The 20863-nt window shown below is 41.2% G+C and carries 16 protein-coding genes; all 16 read left to right on the top strand.

The window, feature by feature from the left end; translation table 11 throughout:
* Nucleotides 1-75: 75 nt before the first annotated feature.
* The 16 genes from FB6_RS01565 (at nt 76) to FB6_RS01490 (ending at nt 20863) form a co-directional block, all read left to right on the top strand.
* Nucleotides 76-1137 carry a pilus assembly protein PilM gene (locus FB6_RS01565; protein ID WP_174558320.1) on the top strand — a complete coding sequence of 354 codons (1062 nt, stop codon included), beginning with the start codon at nt 76-78 and terminating at the stop codon, nt 1135-1137.
* Nucleotides 1137-1790, top strand: a complete 654-nt coding sequence (locus FB6_RS01560; RefSeq protein ID WP_174558319.1) for a PilN domain-containing protein — start codon at nt 1137-1139, stop codon at nt 1788-1790. Before FB6_RS01565 ends, FB6_RS01560 begins: the two co-directional genes overlap by 1 nt.
* On the top strand, nt 1787-2509 hold the full coding sequence (locus FB6_RS01555; protein WP_174558318.1) for a type 4a pilus biogenesis protein PilO: 723 nt from the start codon (nt 1787-1789) through the stop codon (nt 2507-2509). The genes FB6_RS01560 and FB6_RS01555 overlap by 4 nt, the downstream gene beginning before the upstream one ends.
* On the top strand, nt 2509-3036 hold the full coding sequence (locus tag FB6_RS01550; protein ID WP_174558317.1) for a pilus assembly protein PilP: 528 nt from the start codon (nt 2509-2511) through the stop codon (nt 3034-3036). The genes FB6_RS01555 and FB6_RS01550 overlap by 1 nt, the downstream gene beginning before the upstream one ends.
* Nucleotides 3037-3098: 62 nt before the next feature.
* Nucleotides 3099-5225, top strand: coding sequence for a type IV pilus secretin PilQ family protein (pilQ, locus tag FB6_RS01545; RefSeq protein WP_174558316.1), 2127 nt, complete (start codon nt 3099-3101; stop codon nt 5223-5225).
* A gap of 36 nt (nt 5226-5261) precedes the next feature.
* Complete coding sequence (gene aroK, locus FB6_RS01540) at nt 5262-5810, top strand: shikimate kinase AroK (RefSeq protein WP_174558315.1); 549 nt, start codon at nt 5262-5264, stop codon at nt 5808-5810.
* Nucleotides 5811-5827: 17 nt separating this feature from the next.
* Entirely contained in the window at nt 5828-6913 is a 1086-nt protein-coding gene (gene aroB, locus FB6_RS01535) for a 3-dehydroquinate synthase (protein ID WP_174558314.1), read from the top strand.
* A gap of 2 nt (nt 6914-6915) precedes the next feature.
* Nucleotides 6916-7761, top strand: a complete 846-nt coding sequence (locus tag FB6_RS01530; RefSeq protein ID WP_174558313.1) for a hypothetical protein — start codon at nt 6916-6918, stop codon at nt 7759-7761.
* 452 nt (nt 7762-8213) lie between these two features.
* The gene (gene gltB / locus FB6_RS01525) at nt 8214-12689 is read left to right on the top strand and encodes a glutamate synthase large subunit (RefSeq protein WP_174558365.1); all 4476 of its coding nucleotides are present in this window, start codon (nt 8214-8216) and stop codon (nt 12687-12689) included.
* Nucleotides 12690-12762: 73 nt separating this feature from the next.
* Entirely contained in the window at nt 12763-14184 is a 1422-nt protein-coding gene (locus tag FB6_RS01520; RefSeq protein ID WP_174558312.1) for an FAD-dependent oxidoreductase, read from the top strand.
* A gap of 375 nt (nt 14185-14559) precedes the next feature.
* Nucleotides 14560-15444: a metal-dependent hydrolase gene (locus tag FB6_RS01515; protein ID WP_174558311.1), complete on the top strand. Its 885-nt coding sequence runs from the start codon at nt 14560-14562 to the stop codon at nt 15442-15444.
* Nucleotides 15445-15954: 510 nt separating this feature from the next.
* Complete coding sequence (locus FB6_RS01510; protein ID WP_174558310.1) at nt 15955-16545, top strand: LemA family protein; 591 nt, start codon at nt 15955-15957, stop codon at nt 16543-16545.
* 79 nt (nt 16546-16624) lie between these two features.
* A complete protein-coding gene (locus FB6_RS01505) occupies nt 16625-17644 on the top strand; it encodes a TPM domain-containing protein (protein WP_254592180.1) in 1020 nt (339 codons plus the stop codon).
* The gene (locus FB6_RS01500) at nt 17638-18198 is read left to right on the top strand and encodes a TPM domain-containing protein (protein ID WP_174558308.1); all 561 of its coding nucleotides are present in this window, start codon (nt 17638-17640) and stop codon (nt 18196-18198) included. The genes FB6_RS01505 and FB6_RS01500 overlap by 7 nt, the downstream gene beginning before the upstream one ends.
* A 205-nt stretch (nt 18199-18403) precedes the next feature.
* Nucleotides 18404-18811, top strand: coding sequence for a pilin (locus FB6_RS01495; RefSeq protein WP_438819951.1), 408 nt, complete (start codon nt 18404-18406; stop codon nt 18809-18811).
* A 114-nt stretch (nt 18812-18925) separates the two neighbouring features.
* The gene (locus FB6_RS01490) at nt 18926-20863 is read left to right on the top strand and encodes a hypothetical protein (protein WP_174558306.1); all 1938 of its coding nucleotides are present in this window, start codon (nt 18926-18928) and stop codon (nt 20861-20863) included.

The raw sequence follows: 20863 nt of genomic DNA, 5'->3' as shown, positions 1-20863 counted from the left end.
CTGCATAAAATTATAGACCAACACTGATTAGTAGGTTACTTTTATTGGGGATAAAAAAATAATAGGAATTATATTGTGCTCAGGTTATATCGTAAGCCGAATAAGGGGTTAGTAGGAGTAGATATTAGTTCTACTTCTGTTAAAGTTTTAGAACTTTCTGTTAAAAGCGGTAACAGGTATTGGGTAGACAGTTATGCACTGGTTCCTCTGCCTGAAGGTAGTGTTGTTGAAAAAAATATTTTAAATCCAGAAGCAGTGGGTGATGCATTAGAGCGGGCGATTAATCTTGCCAATACACAATCTAAAGATGCAGCCCTGGCTATTCCAACCTCTATGGTAATTACTAAAACCATTGAGATGGATGCTGATATGACGGATGATGAGCGTGAAGTTCAAATTCGTATGGATGCGGAACAATATATTCCTTTCCCTCTAGATGAAGCCAGCCTGGATTTTGAAGTCCTTCCAGATCGTTTGGCCAATCCTAATCGGGTTAATGTGCTTTTGGTGGCGACTCGCCTGGAAAATGTAGAAGCACGTGCCGAGGTACTGGAGCTGGCGAACCTTACACCTAAAACCGCAGATGTTGAAAGTTTTGCAATCGAAAATGCTTATCAGGTATTTTCTGATACCCTGCCAATGGGGGTAAACACGGTCGGTATTTTAGATATTGGTCATACCATGACGACCCTGTCTGTAATGCAAAATAATAAAGTGATTTATACCCGAGAGCAGGTGTTTGGCGGTAAACAGCTCACTCAAGAAATACAAAATCGCTATGGCTTGTCTTTCGAGGAAGCAGGACGTGCCAAGAAGAGCCGTTCATTGCCTGATGACTATGATGTTGAAGTGCTGGAGCCTTTCCTTGAAGCTGTGGTTCAGCAAGCCGCACGATCATTGCAGTTCTTTTTTTCATCTTCACAGTTTAATGAAATTGATCATATCCTTTTGGCAGGGGGTAATGCCAACATTCCGGGGCTAGCGAAGTTATTACAACAAAAACTGGGTTATCGCGTGACGATTGCCAACCCATTTTTGCAAATGGGGTTTTCTCCACAAATCGATATTAAAAAAATAGAGAATGATGCTTCTTCACTCATGGTGGCATGTGGTTTGGCATTAAGGAGTTTTGATTAATGGCAAGAATTAACTTACTCCCTTGGCGTGATGAGCTAAGAGAGAAACGAAAAAAAGAATTTATTGCAATTTGTATTGCGGCTGCATTAATCGGGGCTTTGGCGGTTACTTTGTCATGGTTTTATTATGATCACAAACTAGAAGATCAGGAACAGGCAAACCAGTTAATTAGCAGTACTAATCAGAATCTTGATGTGCAACTTAAATCATTAGAAGGTTTAGAAGCGCAGCGTAATGCGATTATTGAGCGCATGAAGCTGATTCAAGGTTTACAAGGGCAGCGTCCGGTTACTGTACGCCTGATTGATGAATTGGTTCGTGTAACACCAGGTAGTTTGTATATTACTAGATTTGTTCGTACCGGGGATAAATTCACGATTGAAGGTAAGGCTGAAAGTCCGAATACTGTGGCTGAGTTTTTACGTAATTTAGAAGCATCTGCCTGGTATCGTAATGCCTTTATGAATTCTTTTTTAGCTGTTGAAGAGAAAAAAGATAAAGCTCCAAGTTCTGTGGTGCCACGTGTTGAAGAAAATTATGGTTCGTTTGTTGTGACTGCCGATTTAGATCAGATTGCACAGCTAGCCACGCCAGAAGCACAACCTGAAGGGCAACAAAATACAGCTAATTCAACAGCGGGGGCAGCACAATGAGTCTCGATGAATTTGATGAATTAAATCCAAATGAAGCTGTTGTAACGAAAAAGAAATTGACGCTGGACAAGTTCCTGCAGCAGTTCAATACTTTGGATATGAATAACTACGGGAGCTGGCCATTATCCGTTAAAATCACTTGTTGGATTTTAATTGTATTGATGATTGGGTTATTGGGTTATTTTTTAGCAATTAAAGGTAAATTAGACGATATTTCTAATGCTGCTGCTCAAGAGCAAAATTTGCTCAACGAGTTTCGTGAAAAAGATTCCAAACTTCGTAATTTGCAGCAATTACAAGCTCAGTTGCAGGAAATGGAAGCGAATTTCAATCAGCAACTGGAACAATTGCCTAAGGAAACGGAAATTCCAGGATTGGTTGAGGATATCAACGTCACTGGTGTGAACTCTGGCTTGAAATTCAAAAATATTCGTTTAGAAAATGAAATAAAACAAGAGTTCTTTATCGAACAGCCGATTGCTATTGAAGCAACAGGTGATTATCACGCTTTTGGTTCTTTTGTTAGCGGTATTGCGGCATTGCCTCGTATTGTCACTTTGCACGATTTTGATATTACAGCAACTGAAAATAAAGAGAAGAAGTCTGAAATTCCTCAAGTAAATTACAGTGTTAAGGCAAAAACATATCGCTATATTGGAGCTGCAGATGCTCAAGCTGCTGATGCTAATTCAACTGCTACGGCTGGAGGGGCACAGTAATGAAAATACAAAATATTTCTCTCAGCATGATGGTGGGTTTGTTGTTTGTCGGATGTGATTCGCGCATTGATGCGGTAAATGAGCAAATGGCAAATATTCGTAATCAACCGCCTTTGGCTATTGAGCCTGCACCGGTTTTTCCACCAGTTCCGACATTCAATTACTCGGCTCACCAGCTCAAAAGTCCTTTTGTTCCTAGTTCGCTGGCTGCTGAATTAAAAATTATGGCTGGCAAACGTGTTTACCCTAATTTGTCACGTCAGCTTCAGCCTTTAGAAAGCTACGCAATAGAATCCTTAAACATGAAGGGTAGTATGCGTAGCCAGTCTGGACAGATTTTGGCATTAATCCAGACACCTGATGGTGAAATTGAGCGGGTACAGCGCGGTAGTTATATGGGGATGAATCACGGACGTGTGATTAATATTACTCCTACGCAAATTGATCTTGTGGAAATTATTCCAGATGGGCGAGAGGGATACGTGGAACGTCCAAGAAGTCTGGTATTAATTGGACCGGCGCCTTAAGTTTAAAAGGAATAAAAATGAATAATAGTTTTAAAGATTTTATATTTGGGGATGGTAATACAATGAACCATTTGTTTCGTCAATTTTCTATGGGTGCTGTTGCAATAGCAGTTATGCAAGTTGCCAATGCACAGGTCAGTATTACAAATATCGTACCAATGCAGATCGCAGGTCAGGGTACAGAAATTCGTGTGATGTTTAATGGTTTGCCACCACAGCCTCAAGCATATCAACTTGAACAGCCATCACGTCTGATTCTTGATTTTGATAAGGCACAGCAGAATCTCCATCAAAATAGCATTCCTGTTGCTACTAAAGAAGCAAGTTCTATAGATGTCAGTTCTGATGCACAGCGTTCACGTTTAACTGTTAATTTAACAGATGCTGGTGCTTTTACTACGCGCGTTGAAGGTAATACTTTTATTCTCAAAATTAATTCGGCTGGGAATGATTTTGCTGCACAACCTGTAGTGGCTCAAAAAATTGCGCAAGGCATTTCTAATATCGGTTTTCAGCGTGGCAGTCAGGGTGAAGGTCAGGTTGTTGTTGATTTGTTAGGAAGTAATACGCCGGTCGATGTGCAGCAACAAGGTAGTAAAGTTGTTGTAAGAACTTTAGGTAATAAAGTACCAACCCATCTGGCACGCCGTTTAAACGTGAATGATTTTGCGACACCTGTATCAACAGTTGATGCTCAGAATGATGGCGGAAATGGTGTTATTACCATTCAGACATCGGGTAGCTATGAATATATGGCTTATCAGACTGATAATAAGTTAACGATTAGTCTCAAACGTCCAGAAGATAAAAATCCACTTAAGCCTAAGGCTGCCAATACTTATACAGGTAAAAAGATTTCTCTGGATTTCCAAGATATTGAAGTGCGACGTGTACTACAGTTGTTGGCAGACTTTACCGGCATCAATATGGTCACTGCTGACAGTGTCCAAGGTAATATTACTTTACGTCTGAAAGATGTTCCTTGGGATCAGGCCTTGGATATCATTTTAAAGACTAAAAATCTGGACAAGCGTCGTAATGGTAATGTGATCTGGATTGCACCGGTGTCAGAACTGATTAAGGCTGAAGAGGAAGAGGCGAAAGCACTGGCACAAAGTGTCAAACTGGCGCCTTTGCAAACCGAATATATTCAACTTAGCTATGCAAAAGCGACTGATATAGAAAAATTGATTACCAATGGTAAAAATGCATCCAACGGATCAAATACTTCCGGTGGTACTGCAACGGATCCTTTAGGTGATAGTGTAGGTAGTTTACTTAGTCCGCGAGGCACGATTTCTACAGATCCACGTACAAATACTATTATTGTGAATGATACTTCTACAAAAATTGATCAAATTCGTAAGATGATTGATTTGCTGGATGTGTCAGTAAAACAGGTCATGGTTGAAGCACGTATTGTCCGCGCATCTACTGAGTTCAGTAAGCAGATGGGTGTGAAGTGGGGTATTTTGTCTCAAGGGATTAATCAAAATAATGATTTGCTGGTCGGTGGTAGTGATACCACTTTATGGGATTTGAAAACTCCAAGTGATGATGGTAAATATACGATTCAACGACCTGACAATTTGAATGTGGATTTGGGTGTAACTGCCACAGGAGCAAGCAAAATTGCCTTTGGTCTGATCAGCCTGTCTGATTTCATGCTGGATCTTGAGTTGTCAGCACTGCAGGCTGATGGTTATGGTGAAGTCATCTCTACGCCAAAAGTGTTGACTGCGGATAAGCAGCAGGCAAAAGTCGCGTCAGGTACACAGATTCCTTATCAATCAGCTGAGGGTGGTGGTGTAAATGCTGTTTCAAAAACAGAATTTGTTGATGCGACTTTAAGTCTTGATGTGACGCCAAGTATCACACCTGAAGGCAAGGTTCAAATGAACTTGCAAATCAAAAATGACTCGATAGGTAATGCAACACCAACGGGGCAGTACACCATTAACAAAAATGAAATCAACACCAATGTACTGGTGGATAATGGAGAGACGGTAGTTCTGGGTGGTATTTTTGAACAGCAAACCATTAATCAACAAACCAAAGTACCATTCTTGGGAGATATTCCATATTTAGGACGTTTGTTCCGTAAAGATGTGAAATCGGATAACAAGAGTGAACTATTGATTTTTGTTACACCACGAATTGTTAATGACAGTGTTTCAAGAAATCATTAATATATTTTGAATTTAACAAAATAAATAGGTGACTCCTTGCCAAGCAATGAGTTTGAAACCCTACCAAATGTCTATTTGGTAGGGCCAATGGGGGCTGGGAAAACAACTGTTGGTCGTCATTTAGCGGAACTGTTAGGGCGAGAGTTTCTTGATAGTGATCAGGAGATTGAACGTAAAACAGGTGCTACGATCCCTTGGATTTTTGAAAAAGAAGGTGAAAAGGGGTTTCGTAACCGTGAAACGATGGTGATTGATGAACTCACTGCTCGTTCACACCTGGTTCTTGCAACCGGTGGTGGGGCGGTGACCCAAGCTCCTAATCGTGCATTTCTCAAGCAACGTGGAATCGTTGTCTATCTCTATACTCCTGTCGAAATTCAATTACAGCGTACCTATCGGGATAAAAACCGTCCTCTCTTGCAAGTTGAAAATCCTGAACAAAAGTTACGTGATTTATTGGCAATTCGCGATCCTTTGTATCGTGAAGTTGCACATTATATTATTGAAACAAATCAGGGTGCTGCTCGTGATTTGGCGCAAAAAATCTTACATATGATTGTTTCTGAAGAAGCAAATCTCGTCTAATTAACGGTTTTAATTTCATGCAAACTTTACATGTTGAACTTGGTGATCGCCGCTATCCTATTTTTATTGGCAGTGATCTTAATCCCCAATCTTTACTTAAGCCTTATATTCACGGCAAGCAGGTCATGGTGGTCACCAATACCACGGTTGCACCGCTGTATTTAGCGCATTATGTCAGTGCGATTGAAAGCTTGGGAAAAACAGTTGCAACATGTATTTTGCCTGATGGTGAAAAATATAAAAATATTGAACACTTGAACCTGATTTTTGATGCTTTGTTGGAAGCGGGTTTTAACCGTGATGCGACTGTGCTGGCATTGGGTGGTGGTGTAATTGGGGATATGGCCGGTTTTGCTTCTGCCTGTTTCCAGCGCGGCGTTTACTTTATTCAAGTGCCAACAACGCTGCTTTCGCAAGTCGATTCCAGTGTTGGTGGGAAAACAGGGATTAATCATCCTTTAGGCAAAAATATGATTGGTGCATTCCAACAACCCCAAGTGGTGTTAGCGGATATGGCCCAACTTAGAACTTTACCAGATCGTGAGTTGTCAGCTGGTTTGGCTGAAGTGATTAAATATGCCTTATTGGGCGATCAAGAATTCTTGGTCTGGCTTGAAGAAAATATGGATGGCCTGATTGCACGTGATGCACAATTATTGGCAGATGCAGTTTATCGTTCATGTGCACATAAAGCACGCATCGTAGCCAATGATGAAAAGGAACAAGGTGAACGTGCGCTATTGAATCTGGGACATACCTTTGGTCATGCGATTGAGTCTTACCTGGGTTACGGAGTCTGGTTACACGGCGAAGCGGTGGCGACAGGGATGGTGATGGCTGCGGATTTGTCCCAACGCATGGGTTGGATTTCTTCAGAAGATTTGGAGCGTACAAAAAAAATCATTCAACGTGCGCATTTACCAGTAAAATGCCCAGCAATTCCACTGGATGAATTTCTTGCCTATATGGCGCATGATAAAAAAGTGCTGAATGGTCAATTGCGCCTTGTGCTGATGAAATCACTCGGTCAGGCCATTATCACCAAGGAGTTTGATGTGGAATTAATGAAACAGGCGATTTTGGCGAATCAAGAAAAGGCATAGTCATGGCAACCCTCCGTACACAATGGCAACGTATTCAAAACTATATCTGGCTGGTGTGTGGATTGGTCTGTCTGTTTGCAGCACTTGTTTTTTGGGCAATTACTGACAGTGATAGTTTAGTTAAAGTGGAAAAGTCTGCTGAAACCGAATCTGAACTGCAAATTCAACCGGAAAAAGTTGCTGCAACCAGCTTGCTGGGGGCACTTCAAGAAGAGGTTCGTCCTTTGGAGTTGACCACGCGTGTGGTGGCTACGGGGAGTTATGAGCCGGAGTTTCGTGGCAGCAAATTTGTTAATGACAATAAAAATGCCAGCACGATTGAGCTATTTCGGGTGAGTAAAGATGAAGTAATTCGCAGCTTCCTGAAAAAGCAGCCAGATCGTAAGAACTTTTATTATGTTCGTTTAAGTGGTGAAAATCAGGTTGAACAGTATGTTTTGCTTTATGGCCTTTATAAAAATAATAGCGAAGCAAAAAATGCATTAGAGCAATTGGCGATTCAATTTCCTAAGTCTATTCAACCTAAAGTTCAAAATATTGAAAATTATGTTTCTTTGGTCAATGACATGGGTGCAGATGAAATGGGCACCAACCAAAAGCTTTATGCAGTTAATCTCAAGCCTGCTGCCTTGCCACAAGTGGATGAAAGCTTATTGGCTTTACCCAAAGTTAAGCCAACTGTACCTGTAGTTGATCCAAACAAGGCGACCACGACCACAACTGTAACCCGTCGTGATGAGCAGGGTAATGTTGTAGATGTACAGCAATCTCATTCTGGTGTTGAAACCGCACCGAAACAAAGCGGAAATAAAACAGCAGAAAAAGAAATTAATGATCCATTTAATTAAAAATAGAGTTCTAAAATAGAGCAATTTAAGTTATAAAATTATTTATATGCACAAATATAGTGCGAAATATGGTTATCTGAAATTGCTCTAAAGTTCATGAAATTTTAATATTTTTATATTTAAAACAGTTAGAGTAATCAATTTTAATTTGGCATATTTTTTGCTTTATTGGTGCATGAATTGAGTTAATGTCCCTGTTTTGGCGCGAAAAGATTCAATGATTGTGCGAAATCGTCACATTTGCCTGCTTTAAAAGAGTGCGCAAGCGAAGCAAAACATTTTTGCAATTCATCCATGTACAAAGATTAAAATCAGATTATCTTAGACATGATGAAAAGGTTTTGCTCAACATTGATCTTAATGTGAGTACATTGGACTAAATCGCAAAGAAGTTATTTGATTGTTAGATGCCCGCTTTATGGGCCATGTTGAAAGAAGGGTACGCTATGCACATGCCATCGCCTAATACTGTAGCTCCCGCTCAAGGTTTATACCAACCGGATGAGTTTAAAGATAACTGTGGTTTCGGTTTGATCGCCCATATGCAGGGTGATGCAAGCCATGATCTCGTCAAGACCGCTATGCACAGCCTTAGCTGTATGACACACCGTGGTGGTATTGCCGCAGATGGTAAGACAGGGGATGGTTGTGGCCTGCTTTTGGCAATGCCAAAGAAATTCTTCCGTGAAGAAGCGAAAAAATTAAGTGATATTACCTTAAGCGAAATTTTTGCTGTCGGTACGGTATTTTTAAATCTGGATCCAGCAATTGCAGCACATTCCAAACAAGTGTTGGCAAAAGAAATTGAGTCTGAAGGTCTAAAAGTTTTAGCTTGGCGTGTAATTCCAACCAATAATGATGCGTTGGGTGAAATCGCCATGCAGTCTTTGCCTGCATTTGAGCAAATCATTGTTAACTGCCCAATGGGTGTGACTGAGGTTGAGTTCAACCGTAAACTGTTCTTGGCACGTCGTCGTGCAGAGCAACTGCTCAGCAATGATCCTTCATTCTATGTAACAACTTTATGTTCAACAGTGATCAGCTATAAAGGCTTGATGATGCCTGAGGCGATTGCTGATTTTTACACCGACTTGGCTGATGAGCGTTTGGAATCACATATTGTGGTGTTCCATCAACGTTTCTCGACCAATACGTTACCGCGTTGGCCATTGGCTCAACCGTTCCGTTACTTGGCGCATAACGGTGAAATCAACACCATTACGGCTAACCGTAACTGGGCGATGGCGCGTACACCAAAATTTGAAAACCCGTTATTGCCAGGCTTAACTGATCTTAACCCGATCGTAAACCGTACCGGTTCTGACTCTTCAAGCCTGGATAACATGCTTGAGATTCTTGTGGGCGGGGGCATGGATCTGTTCCGTGCACTTCGTATGCTGGTTCCACCTGCTTGGCAAAACGTTGAAACACTGGATGCTGACCTTCGTGCATTCTACGAATTCAACTCTAAACACATGGAAGCCTGGGATGGTCCGGCTGGTCTTGTTATTCAAGATGGCCGTCATGCGATCTGTATGCTGGACCGTAACGGTTTACGTCCTGCACGTTGGGTCATCACGAAAAATGGCTATATCACACTGGCATCCGAAATTGGTGTTTGGGGTTATGAACCTGAAGACGTAATTTCTAAAGGTCGTGTGGGTCCGGGTCAAATTCTGGTAATTGATACCTTCACCGGTAAAATGCTGGATACCAAAGATGTCAGCAACCATTTGAAAAAAATGCGTCCTTACCGTGAATGGTTACGTGAAAATTCCGTACGTGTTCAAGGCAGCCCAGAACTTGAAGAATATTTATGTGATCAAGGCTTAAAAGGCGATGAGCTAAAAGCTTCACAAAAAATGTTCATGGTGACTTTTGAAGAGCGTGACCAGTTGCTTCGTCCTATCGCAGAAAGCGGTCAGGAAGCGGTAGGCTCAATGGGTGATGATACGCCAATGGCAGTATTGTCACGTCAAGTGCGCCATGTATCAGATTACTTCCGTCAGCAGTTTGCTCAGGTCACTAACCCGCCAATCGATCCATTACGTGAATCGATTGTGATGTCTTTAGAGACTTGCCTGGGTCGTGAGCAAAATGTATTTGAGCAAAGTCCTGAACATGCAGACCGTTTGATCATCTCAAGTCCGGTACTTTCAAATTCGAAAATGCATCAAATTCGCACGCTAGGTCGTAAAGGCTACGAAATTGCCGATATCGACTTGAACTATGCTGAAGATGAAGGTTTAGAAGTTGCAATTGCACGTATCTGTGAAGAAGCTGCACAAGCGATTCGTGATGGCAAAACTTTACTGGTGCTTTCAGACAAGAAAATCCGTCAAGGTTTCTTGCCAGCCAATGCCTTAATGGCAACAGGTGCGGTACACCACCACTTGATCAATACCGGTTTGCGTACCGATGCCAACATTCTGGTTGAAACCGGTTTGGCACGTGACCCGCATCAATTTGCCGTGATCTTGGGCTTTGGTGCAACTGCCATTTATCCTTACTTGGCTTATGACGTGATCAATGACCTGGTAGCGAAAGGTGAATTGCTGGGCGACCCGATTCACGCACAAGCGAACTTCCGTAAAGGGATTGAGAAAGGCTTGTTAAAAGTACTTTCGAAAATGGGTATCTCAACGGTTGCTTCTTACCGTGGTGGTCAGTTATTTGAAGCTGTGGGTCTATCTACTGAAGTTGTTGATAAATGCTTCACTGGTGTTCCAAGCCGTATTAAGGGTGCAACATTTGCAGACCTTGAAAATGATCTGAAAAAATTGGCAGACCTTGCGTGGAAATCACGTAAGCCAATCGATCAAGGCGGTATGCTGAAATTCGTATTCGACAAGGAATACCATGCATTTAACCCGGATGTGATCAATGCGCTGCATAAATCAGTGCGTTCAGGCAAATATGCAGACTTTAAAGAATATGCAGAACTGGTGAATAACCGTCCGGTGGCAACGATTCGTGACTTATTGAAACTGAAAACAGAGAATTCAATTGCATTGGATCAAGTGGAATCTGTGGAAGACATTCTGCCGCGTTTCGACTCTGCGGGGATGTCTTTGGGTGCCTTGTCTCCTGAAGCGCATGAAGCGATTGCGATTGCCATGAACACTATTGGTGGTCGTTCAAACTCTGGTGAGGGCGGTGAAGATCCAGCGCGTTATGGCACCATTCGTAACTCGAAAATCAAACAGATTGCATCTGGTCGTTTTGGTGTAACTCCAGCATACCTGACTTCTGCTGAAGTATTGCAAATTAAAGTCGCGCAAGGTGCAAAACCGGGTGAAGGCGGTCAGTTACCGGGTGGTAAAGTGAATGGCTTGATTGCGCGTTTACGTTACTCAGTGCCGGGTGTAACGCTTATTTCACCTCCACCACACCATGACATCTACTCAATTGAAGACTTGTCACAATTGATCTTTGACTTGAAACAGGTCAACCCTCAAGCGATGGTTTCTGTAAAACTGGTCTCTGAACCGGGTGTAGGGACAATTGCTGCTGGTGTAGCCAAGGCGTATGCCGACTTCATTACCATTTCTGGTTATGACGGTGGTACAGCAGCTTCGCCATTATCTTCAATTCACCATGCAGGTTCGCCATGGGAGTTGGGCCTTTCTGAAGCGCATCAAGCCCTTCGCGTGAATGACCTTCGTGGCAAAGTACGTGTACAAACTGATGGTGGTTTGAAAACTGGTCTGGATGTAGTGAAAGCAGCGATTCTGGGCGCAGAAAGCTTCGGTTTCGGTTCAACGCCAATGATTGCGCTGGGTTGTAAATACCTCCGTATCTGCCACTTGAATAACTGTGCGACCGGTGTTGCAACTCAACAGGATCATTTACGTCAGGAACACTACATTGGTGAACCTGAAATGTTGATTAACTTCTTCCACTTTATTGCGGAAGAAACACGTGAATGGTTGGCTGCACTAGGTGTTGCAAGCTTGAAAGACTTGATCGGCCGTACTGACCTGCTTGAAATGTTACCAGGTGAAACGGATAAACATGCAAATATCGATTTAAGTGCCTTGTTGGAATCGCATCCTGCAGCTGAAGGTAAGGCGCAATATTGTCAGGTTCAAGGTAATGCACCATTTGACAAAGGTATCTTGGCTGAGAAGATGGTGGCAGAAATGTTACCAGCGATTGAAGCAGGTATCAGTGGTGAATATAGCTTCACGATTGGTAACTGTGATCGTTCGATCGGTGCGCGTATCTCAGGTGAAATTGCACGTCGCTATGGCAACCTCAGCATGGAAGCGCATCCGGTTAAAGTCAATCTCACCGGTACTGCAGGTCAGTCTTTAGGTGTATGGAACGCTGGTGGTTTGCATATTAAACTTGAAGGTGATGCCAACGATTACGTCGGTAAAGGTATGGCGGGCGGTCGCGTGTCTATCTTCCCACCTAAAGGTTCGCCGTTCCAAACTCAGGAAACAGCGATCATTGGTAATACCTGCTTATATGGTGCGACAGGTGGTAAACTGTTTGCGGCAGGTACAGCTGGTGAGCGTTTCGCAGTACGTAACTCAGGTGCGTTTGCTGTGATTGAAGGTGCGGGCGACCACTGCTGTGAATACATGACTGGCGGTATTGTGACTGTACTGGGTAAAGTCGGTCATAACTTCGGTGCGGGCATGACCGGTGGTTTTGCTTATGTACTTGATTTGGATAATGACTTCGTTGACCATTACAACCACGAGTTGATTGAGTTAAACCGTATTTCTACAGAGGCGATGGAAGAGCATCAAGAATTCTTGCTTCGCATCTTGGATGAACATATTGCTGAGACAGGTAGTGCCTGGGCGTACAAGATCCGCAATGAGTTTGATTATTACAGCCGTAAATTCTGGCTTGTAAAACCAAAAGCTGCTAATTTGCAAACGCTTTTGAAAACAACCAAAGCTGATCCACAATAATTCCACTACTTGCAGATATATAGGCAGGTGTAGCGGATAGATAAACCGACTACACCTACCCACGGAGAGAGACATGGCAGAGCGCCTAAACAATGACTTTCAATTCCTGGATGTCGCACGCCAAGATCCAGAGAAAAAAGATCTAACTGTCCGCAAAGCAGAGTTTGTGGAAATTTATAAGCCATTTACAGCGGAAATTGCGGCTAACCAGACGCATCGCTGTTTAGGTTGTGGTAACCCTTATTGTGAATGGAAATGTCCGGTACATAACTACATTCCAAACTGGTTAAAGTTAATTGCGGAAGGTCGCATTTTCCAGGCGGCTGAACTGTGCCATCAAACCAATACACTGCCTGAAGTATGTGGTCGTGTATGTCCACAAGACCGTTTGTGTGAAGGGGCGTGTACCCTGAACGACGGTTTTGGTGCAGTGACTATTGGTAATGCTGAAAAATACATTAACGATACCGCTTTTGCTTTGGGCTGGCGTCCAGACATGTCACACGTCAAGTGGACAGACAAAAAAGTCGCGATTATTGGTGCAGGTCCTGCTGGTTTAGGTTGTGCAGATATCTTGGTACGTAACGGTGTAAAACCGGTAGTCTTTGATAAGCGTCCTGAAATTGGTGGTTTGCTGACTTTTGGTATTCCAGAATTCAAGATGGAAAAAGACGTCATGAAACGCCGCCGTGAAATTTTTGCGGGTATGGGTGTTGAATTCCGTTTAAATACTGAAATTGGGACTGACATTACTATTGATCAGTTGCTTGCAGACTACGATGCCGTGTTCATGGGTATGGGTACATATACTTACATGAAAGGCGGTTTTGCTGGTGAAGATCTGGATGGTGTTGTAGATGCGCTTGATTTCCTGATTGCCAATGTCAACCGTACGCAAGGTTGGGAAAAAGATCCAAGCGAGTACATTAGCGTTGAAGGCAAAAAAGTGATTGTGCTTGGCGGTGGTGATACAGCGATGGACTGTAACCGTACGTCAATCCGTCAAGGTGCTGAATCTGTGGTTTGTGCTTACCGTCGTGATGAAGAAAACATGCCGGGTTCACGTCGTGAAGTGAAAAATGCGCGTGAAGAAGGGGTGGAATTCCAGTTTAACCGTCAACCTATCGAAATTGTCGGTGAAAATGGCAAAGTAACTGGCGTTAAATTCGTGACTACACAATTAGGTCAACCTGATAGCCGTGGTCGTCGCAGCCCTGAGCCAGTACCAGGGTCTGAAGAAGTTTTAGCTGCGGATGCAGTGTTACTTGCTTTCGGTTTCCGTACCAGTCCTGCAGATTGGTTTACAGGTGCGAACATCAATTTAGATGGTTCTGGACGTGTAGTGGCAGCTGAACAACAAGAGTTCAAATTCCAGACATCGAATCCGAAAATTTTTGCCGGTGGCGATATGGTTCGTGGTTCTGACCTGGTTGTAACTGCGATCTGGGAAGGCCGTCAGGCTGCTGAAGGTATTCTTGATTATCTAGATGTTTAATTTCTAATTGAACATGAATAAAAAACCCGCTTCGGCGGGTTTTTTATTGCCTTGAATTTATGACATAAATAGTTCTCTCTCCCTTTGGGAGAGAGTTAGCGAGAGGGGTAAATTTTAAAAGTGGATTTTAATAATCCGAAAATACCTCTCTCTCTTTGCGAAATCAAAATATATTCTGAGAATTATTATCTCCTGAAAGGAGAAGGAATCAACTTTGATATCAATTGAGAAAATTTTCTCTTCCTCTGGGAGAAAGTTAGAGAGTGAGTTGTAAAATGAGCCTTTTCGCAAATCCAATAAGCATTTTGGCCATATAGATAGCATGCTTTCATTTGCATACTGGTTACACGCCTATTTTTTAAACAAGGTAACAGCATGACTCAAGTGATGGCAGAAAAATCATATCAAAATCGTCCAAAAGCCATAGGGATGACAGTACGTAAACCTCAATTCAATCCCACAGCCATTCGCAGGCATTATTTTGCCAATTCACCCATCATGTCGCATTTGCTGACAGCATTATCTTCCACATTTCCCATAGGGGAGCAGTTTTTTGTACATAGTGTGCGTAATGTACGTGACAAAGTGAAAGATGAACAACTTCAGGCGCAAATTTCGGTGTTTATCGGGCAAGAGGCCATGCATTCCAAAGCTCATGCTGATTTTAATCAGGCATGGCGTAGAGATGATTATCAGTTGGATCGTTTTCAGGCATGGTTGGCACGTAAAGATGATTATGTAAAAAATTTACATCCTAAAATCCAGCTCGCCATCACTTGTGCCTTTGAACATTTTACTGCTTTGCTTGGGGGATATATTTTGCGCCATCCAGAAATTCTAGCGACGTTGGATGAAGATACAGTCAAGCTTTGGGTTTGGCATGCGATTGAGGAAATTGAACATCGCGCTGTGGCCTTTGATGTTTATCAGCAGGTGTATGGAGATGATAAAATACGACGTCGAATTATGCGTAGTGTCACGACTGGTTTTGCCAGTTTAACTTTTTATTCGGCGACACGATTATTTTTGCAAGATAAGAGAAAAAGTTTGCCTAAGGTGGGAGGAAACCTTCTCGGTTTCTATTTGATTGGCAAAATGTTTGTGCAGTTATTGCCGGAATATTTATCTTATTTTAAGGCAGATTTCCATCCTTCGGAAATTGACTATAGCGAGATCGTTAATAGTTGGAGACAACGTTTGGCGACGGAATATTTACATTCAGAATTTCAAAAAGAATTATCTGCTGTGGCTTATAGCTAAGATTTAAGTTGGATGATTCAGCCCGATGGATGATCGGGCTTTTTTATTTTCAGGAATAAAAATGGCATGAAGCTAGAATAGACATCTTTTATAAATCAAGAAATGTTTAATATTGATTTTTTTAAGCGTCACTGCCGCAATTTTTCAATAAAATTTAAAGGTATTTGTGTAGGCGGAATCTTACTTTTGAGAGGCCAAAATGAAAGCATCAAAATATATTTTGCGTTCGCAAGAAAATCCTTTATTACTCACACACAACATCCTGAGCTAATTTTAAGCACTGCTTTAAAATGCAGCGCAAGGGATGGGTAATGTGTGGCATCTCTGCCACACTCATGTATTCAATACCTACGAAGATCTATTTATTATTTTTACTTTATTAATAACTTTTTGTATTTATTCAAAAATGATTTATGAAAAAGAGCTAATAAATAAATTAAACAAAATCATCGGCAAATGTGTTTACAATAAAATTATTTAAACAAATATAAAGAATAGAGGAAGAGCACAATGAATTTTATGAAGAAAACTGTTGTTACTTTGGCGCTAGCCAGTACTTTGACTTTAACGGGCTGTGGTTATAACACTTTACAGGTGAAAGATGAGGCGGTGACAGCTTCTTGGTCTGAAGTACAGAACCAGTATCAACGTCGTGCCGATCTGGTGCCAAATCTGGTGAATGTGGTAAAAGGCTATGCCAAGCATGAAGAACAGGTCTTGACTGAAGTGACTCAGGCACGTGCAAGTGTTGGTAGTTTAAAAGTTGATAAACAAGTTCTAGAAGATCCTGCGCTATTTCAGAAATATCAAGAAGCTCAAGATCAATTAAGTCGTGCTTTGAAAAGTTTGTTGATGGTTCAAGAAAGTTATCCTGATTTGAAAGCCAATGAACAGTTCCGTGATTTACAGGCACAATTAGAAGGTACCGAGAACCGGATTGCGGTTGCCCGGAATCGTTATATTGCGTCAGTTCAGGATTTTAATGCCTATTCGCGCCAGTTCCCTCAGGTGATGACGGCTAAGGTGATCGGCATGGATCCAAAACCAAACTTCAGTGCTGAGCAGAGTGCCCAAACTGCACCTAAGGTTTCATTTGACTAAAAGAGTGGTTGAATTGAGGGATTAGCATATGTTTGCTCCAAAACTGAAAAATTCTCTCACAAGTCTTTTGCAACTGGTGATGGTCTGTTGTGCACTATTGTCCAGTTCATGGGTTTTTAGTGAAGTAGCTACGGCGATGGATCATGAAGAAGCGGTGATTGCAGGGAAGATCATTCAGGAACAACAAGCAGGCAATAAAAAGCAGCAAACATCTTCGTCGTCAGCAGCTCAGGTCCAGCAACCGCAAATTGCCAATGATATGGCAGAAGGGGAGTCTGTCCGAGGATTACCCACTTTAAATGAGCCAATCGTTGATCAGGCCCATCTATTAAGTGCCAGTGAAAAGCAGACGCTAAGCCAGCGGATTCTGAATTTACATGAACAGGGCAAAGCACAAATTGGTGTGGTGATTGTGCCGACTACAGGTCAGGAAGATATTTTTGATTTTGCTATGCGAGTGGCTGAAAAATGGCAACTGGGATCTGCAAAGCAGGATAATGGTTTGCTCATGGCAATTGCTGTGAATGAGCGACGTATTCAAATTCTGACCGGTTATGGCTTGGAGGGTGTACTTCCAGATGTTGTTGTGAGTCGAATTATCAGAAATCAAATCACACCTTATTTTAAGCAGGCTCAATATGCACAAGGAATTGATGCGGGATTGGCGGAGATTGAAAAAATTCTAAATACGGATCCAGAAGTGGCTCAAAAAGCTGCTCAGGAATTGAAAGAACGCCATGAACAAGCTTTGCATGAGCAGCAGGCTAAAGAGAAAACCTTTAGTACAGCCTTGTTTATTTTAATTGCGGGCATTGTTGGGTCCTTTATTGTGGGCAAAGGTTTAAGTGCTTCGACAGCTGCAGTGGCGGGTACGGTGGCAGGTCTGGTCAATGGTGCCGGACTGTTGACCAGTTTGCTTATTGGCGCAGGCATTTTCTTTTTACTGATTACTGCAATTGCACAAACCATTTTTCAGCTTTTTCTATCCTCTGCTGGAAGCGGGCGTGGAGGAGGCCGTGGCGGTGGAGGTTTCGGTGGAGGTGGCTTTAGTGGAGGCGGTGGAGGTTTCGGTGGTGGAGGGGCATCAGGATCATGGTAACAAAAACAGAGTCGACAGCAATTGTCACACAGCCTAAAACAGAACAAACTCATCAACCCAGTTTTAAGCGCTGGTTAAAGCATTTTCTATATATGCCAGCAACAAAAAGATATTTTTCCAAACAGGATCAGGCTGCGATTGCACAGGCAGTGACTGAGGCTGAACATGGACATATTGGCGAAATTCAGGTGGTGATAGAAGGATATTTACCTGTAAATCAGGCATATTTTCAAAATACGCGCATGCGCGCTCGCCAACTGTTTGCAGAACTGGGTGTATGGGATACTGAATTTAATAGCGGGGTGCTGCTCTATATCAATTTATGTGAACGTAAAGTTGAAATTGTGATTGATAGAGGGATTGAGCAAGCCACTGAACAAAGGGCTTGGAAGGAAATTTGCCAAAAAATTATTGTACAACTGGCTCAGAAACAGTTTAGGTTGGCAGTGATCACTGGTGTTAAGGATATTGGCGAAGTGCTGAATCAGTTTTATGCTCAATCGCTTCAAGATAAAAGCAATGAGCTAGCCAATCATCCGATTATTTTGGGCTAGTAAATAGGTGGAATAGTGACAAAAATTGTCACTTTTTTACTAAAAAAAACATTAAAACTACGTTGTAACAATTTTATTTTTTTAAAGTGCTGTTTTTTCTGTCAATTTTATTATAATCATTCTTGGCACAATTAGTGCTAAATATAAATTAGCTTACAAAGCTTATAAATAAACAAAAACATTTGTGGAGAATGTTATGAACAAAATGCAAAAGGGTTTTACTCTTATTGAATTAATGATCGTTGTAGCGATTATCGGTATTTTGGCCGCTTTCGCGATTCCTGCTTATCAAGACTATGTTGCTCGTGGTCAAGCAGCAGAAGGTTTCTCATTAGCGGATGGCCTAAAAACTGCTTTAAGTACAAATGTGGAAAAAGGCTCTTGTGGTACAACTAGTTTAGTTGGTAAATATGCAGCTAAAGTTAAATTAGGTGGTACTCTAGCAACTGATGGTTCTGGTTGTACTGTAACTATTACTTATGCTGCTAACGACATTTCTGCCAAACTTAAAAACGGTGGTGTTGTGTTAGATGTAGATAAAACTGGATCATTAAAATTCAGTAGTGTTACTGGTGTAGTAACACGTGATTTGTTACCAAAAGCATTCCAATAATTTGGTCTGTTTGAAAAAAAGGCAATTTATTGCCTTTTTTTTATTTAAATGTTACTAAAAAGTCTTAAGTTTAGTACAAGTTGATCTGAGCATACATTGTATTTGGTAATAAGAATGAAAAAAATGTCAGAAAATGCTAAGGCGTTGGGTGTATTTAGCTTAATTTTGCTCGTAGCATTTTTAATTTATTTTCCTGGCTTATTTGGAGGATATTTGTTTGATGATCAACCCAATTTAAGTGGTTTGGGGTACTACGCAGAAACAGGGAATTGGAAAGATGCTTGGCAATTTATCACAAGTGGTTTCGCAGGTCCTACAGGAAGACCCATCTCTTTATTGAGTTTTGCATTTCAGGCAGATGCATGGTTAAACAATCCTTTTGCTTTTAAGCTGGTTAATCTTGTTATTCATTTAAGCTGCGGCTTGTTACTCTTTTATGTGACCTGCTTAATTCTACGTAGTTATGGTTTTATAGAAAAGAAAGTAATTTGGATTGCATTGTTCTCGACCAGTATTTGGTTATTACATCCGCTCTTTGTTTCAACAACCTTGTATGTCATACAGCGTATGGCACAGTTACCATTATTGTTTAGCTTACTGGGAATGCTAGGATATTTTAAAGCAAGAGAATATCTTTCAATTCGTCCACTAATGGCCTATGTGGTCATGACGCTTTCTATAGGTCTTGCAACAATTTTAGCGACTTATAGTAAAGAAAATGGCGCATTATTACCGCTTTTAATTTTAGTGATTGAATTTTGTAATCCAACACGCGTTAATAAACCTGTATGGTATTGGCGTGCTATTTGTTTATGGCTTCCATCATTAGCTATTGCATTATTACTTTTTAGATATATTGATTTTTCAGAAAATCCATGGCCATACCGTAATTTTAATCAAATAGAACGCTTATGGACTGAAGGTCGAATCATTTGTGATTATTTATATCGTTTATTTATTCCTCAGGTAGAGGGTTATGGTCTATTTCAAGATGGCTATGTAGTTTCGAGTGGTTGGCAAGAACCTATTACAACTCTGACCTCTGCAATTTTTTTAGGTGTATTATTTTTATCAGCCTTATTACTAAGGAAGGCATATCCATTATATGCATTGGCAATTTTATTTTTCTTTTCAGCTCATTTAATTGAATCAACATTTATTGGTTTAGAGCTATATTTTGAGCACCGCAATTATATTGCAGCAATATTTTTATTTTTGCCATTAGCATCTGGGTTATGGATATTATCGGAAAAAACTCAACCTCGTGTTGCTTTGTTAATTGGCGGTTTGGTTATTACGATTTTTTCCTGGATGACTTGGCAACGTGCAATATTGTGGTCTGATAATACAAAGTTACAAGTCTATTGGGCACAAAATAATCCGCAGTCTATTAGAGCACAAAGTAGGTTTGCTGAAATATTAGCTGCGCGTGGAAGAGTAGAAGAAGCAAATATAGTGCTAGAGAAGGCTATTAAAGATCATCCTGATGCTAGTTTAATGATTCAATTGTTAGAACAAAAAATTGATCTAGATATGAATGCTCAAAACGATTTAGCAAATATTAAAAGAAGGTTGATCATTCAAAAAGCAGATGGAACAACAATCTGGGCACTAAGAAGCTTGGTAAATAAGATTGTAAGCAATCAAAAAATAGTCGATTTGTATGCATTAGAATTATCAGACTTATTGAAAGTGCTAGTGGAAAAAAATCAAAGTTATCGAAATTACCCAGACTTTTATCCATTGTCTATGTTTATGCGCGGGCAATTGCTAATAGCTCTTGGTGATATGGATGCGGGATATCAAGCATATATAAATTCAGCGCTCGAATATCATAATGCAAGTTCAGCACTGGCTTTGGTTGCTGATCTAGGGAATAAAGGCTACTCTCAGCTGGCATTGCAGTTACTTACTGAAATGGAGCAAGTCTATAAAGAACAATTAAAAAATGATGCTACTTTAGATAAAAATAAAGATAAAATGAAAAAGGATTTGCTAACTAATAGCCAACTTATGAATATTGAAAAGAAAGAACAGCACAAGGAGATGTAA

Origin of the sequence: Acinetobacter bouvetii, assembly GCF_902753875.1 — a bacterium.
Lineage (GTDB): Bacteria > Pseudomonadota > Gammaproteobacteria > Pseudomonadales > Moraxellaceae > Acinetobacter > Acinetobacter bouvetii_A.
The sequence above is the reverse complement of the archived record's forward strand: the minus strand, read 5'-3'. Positions and strand labels throughout refer to the sequence as shown.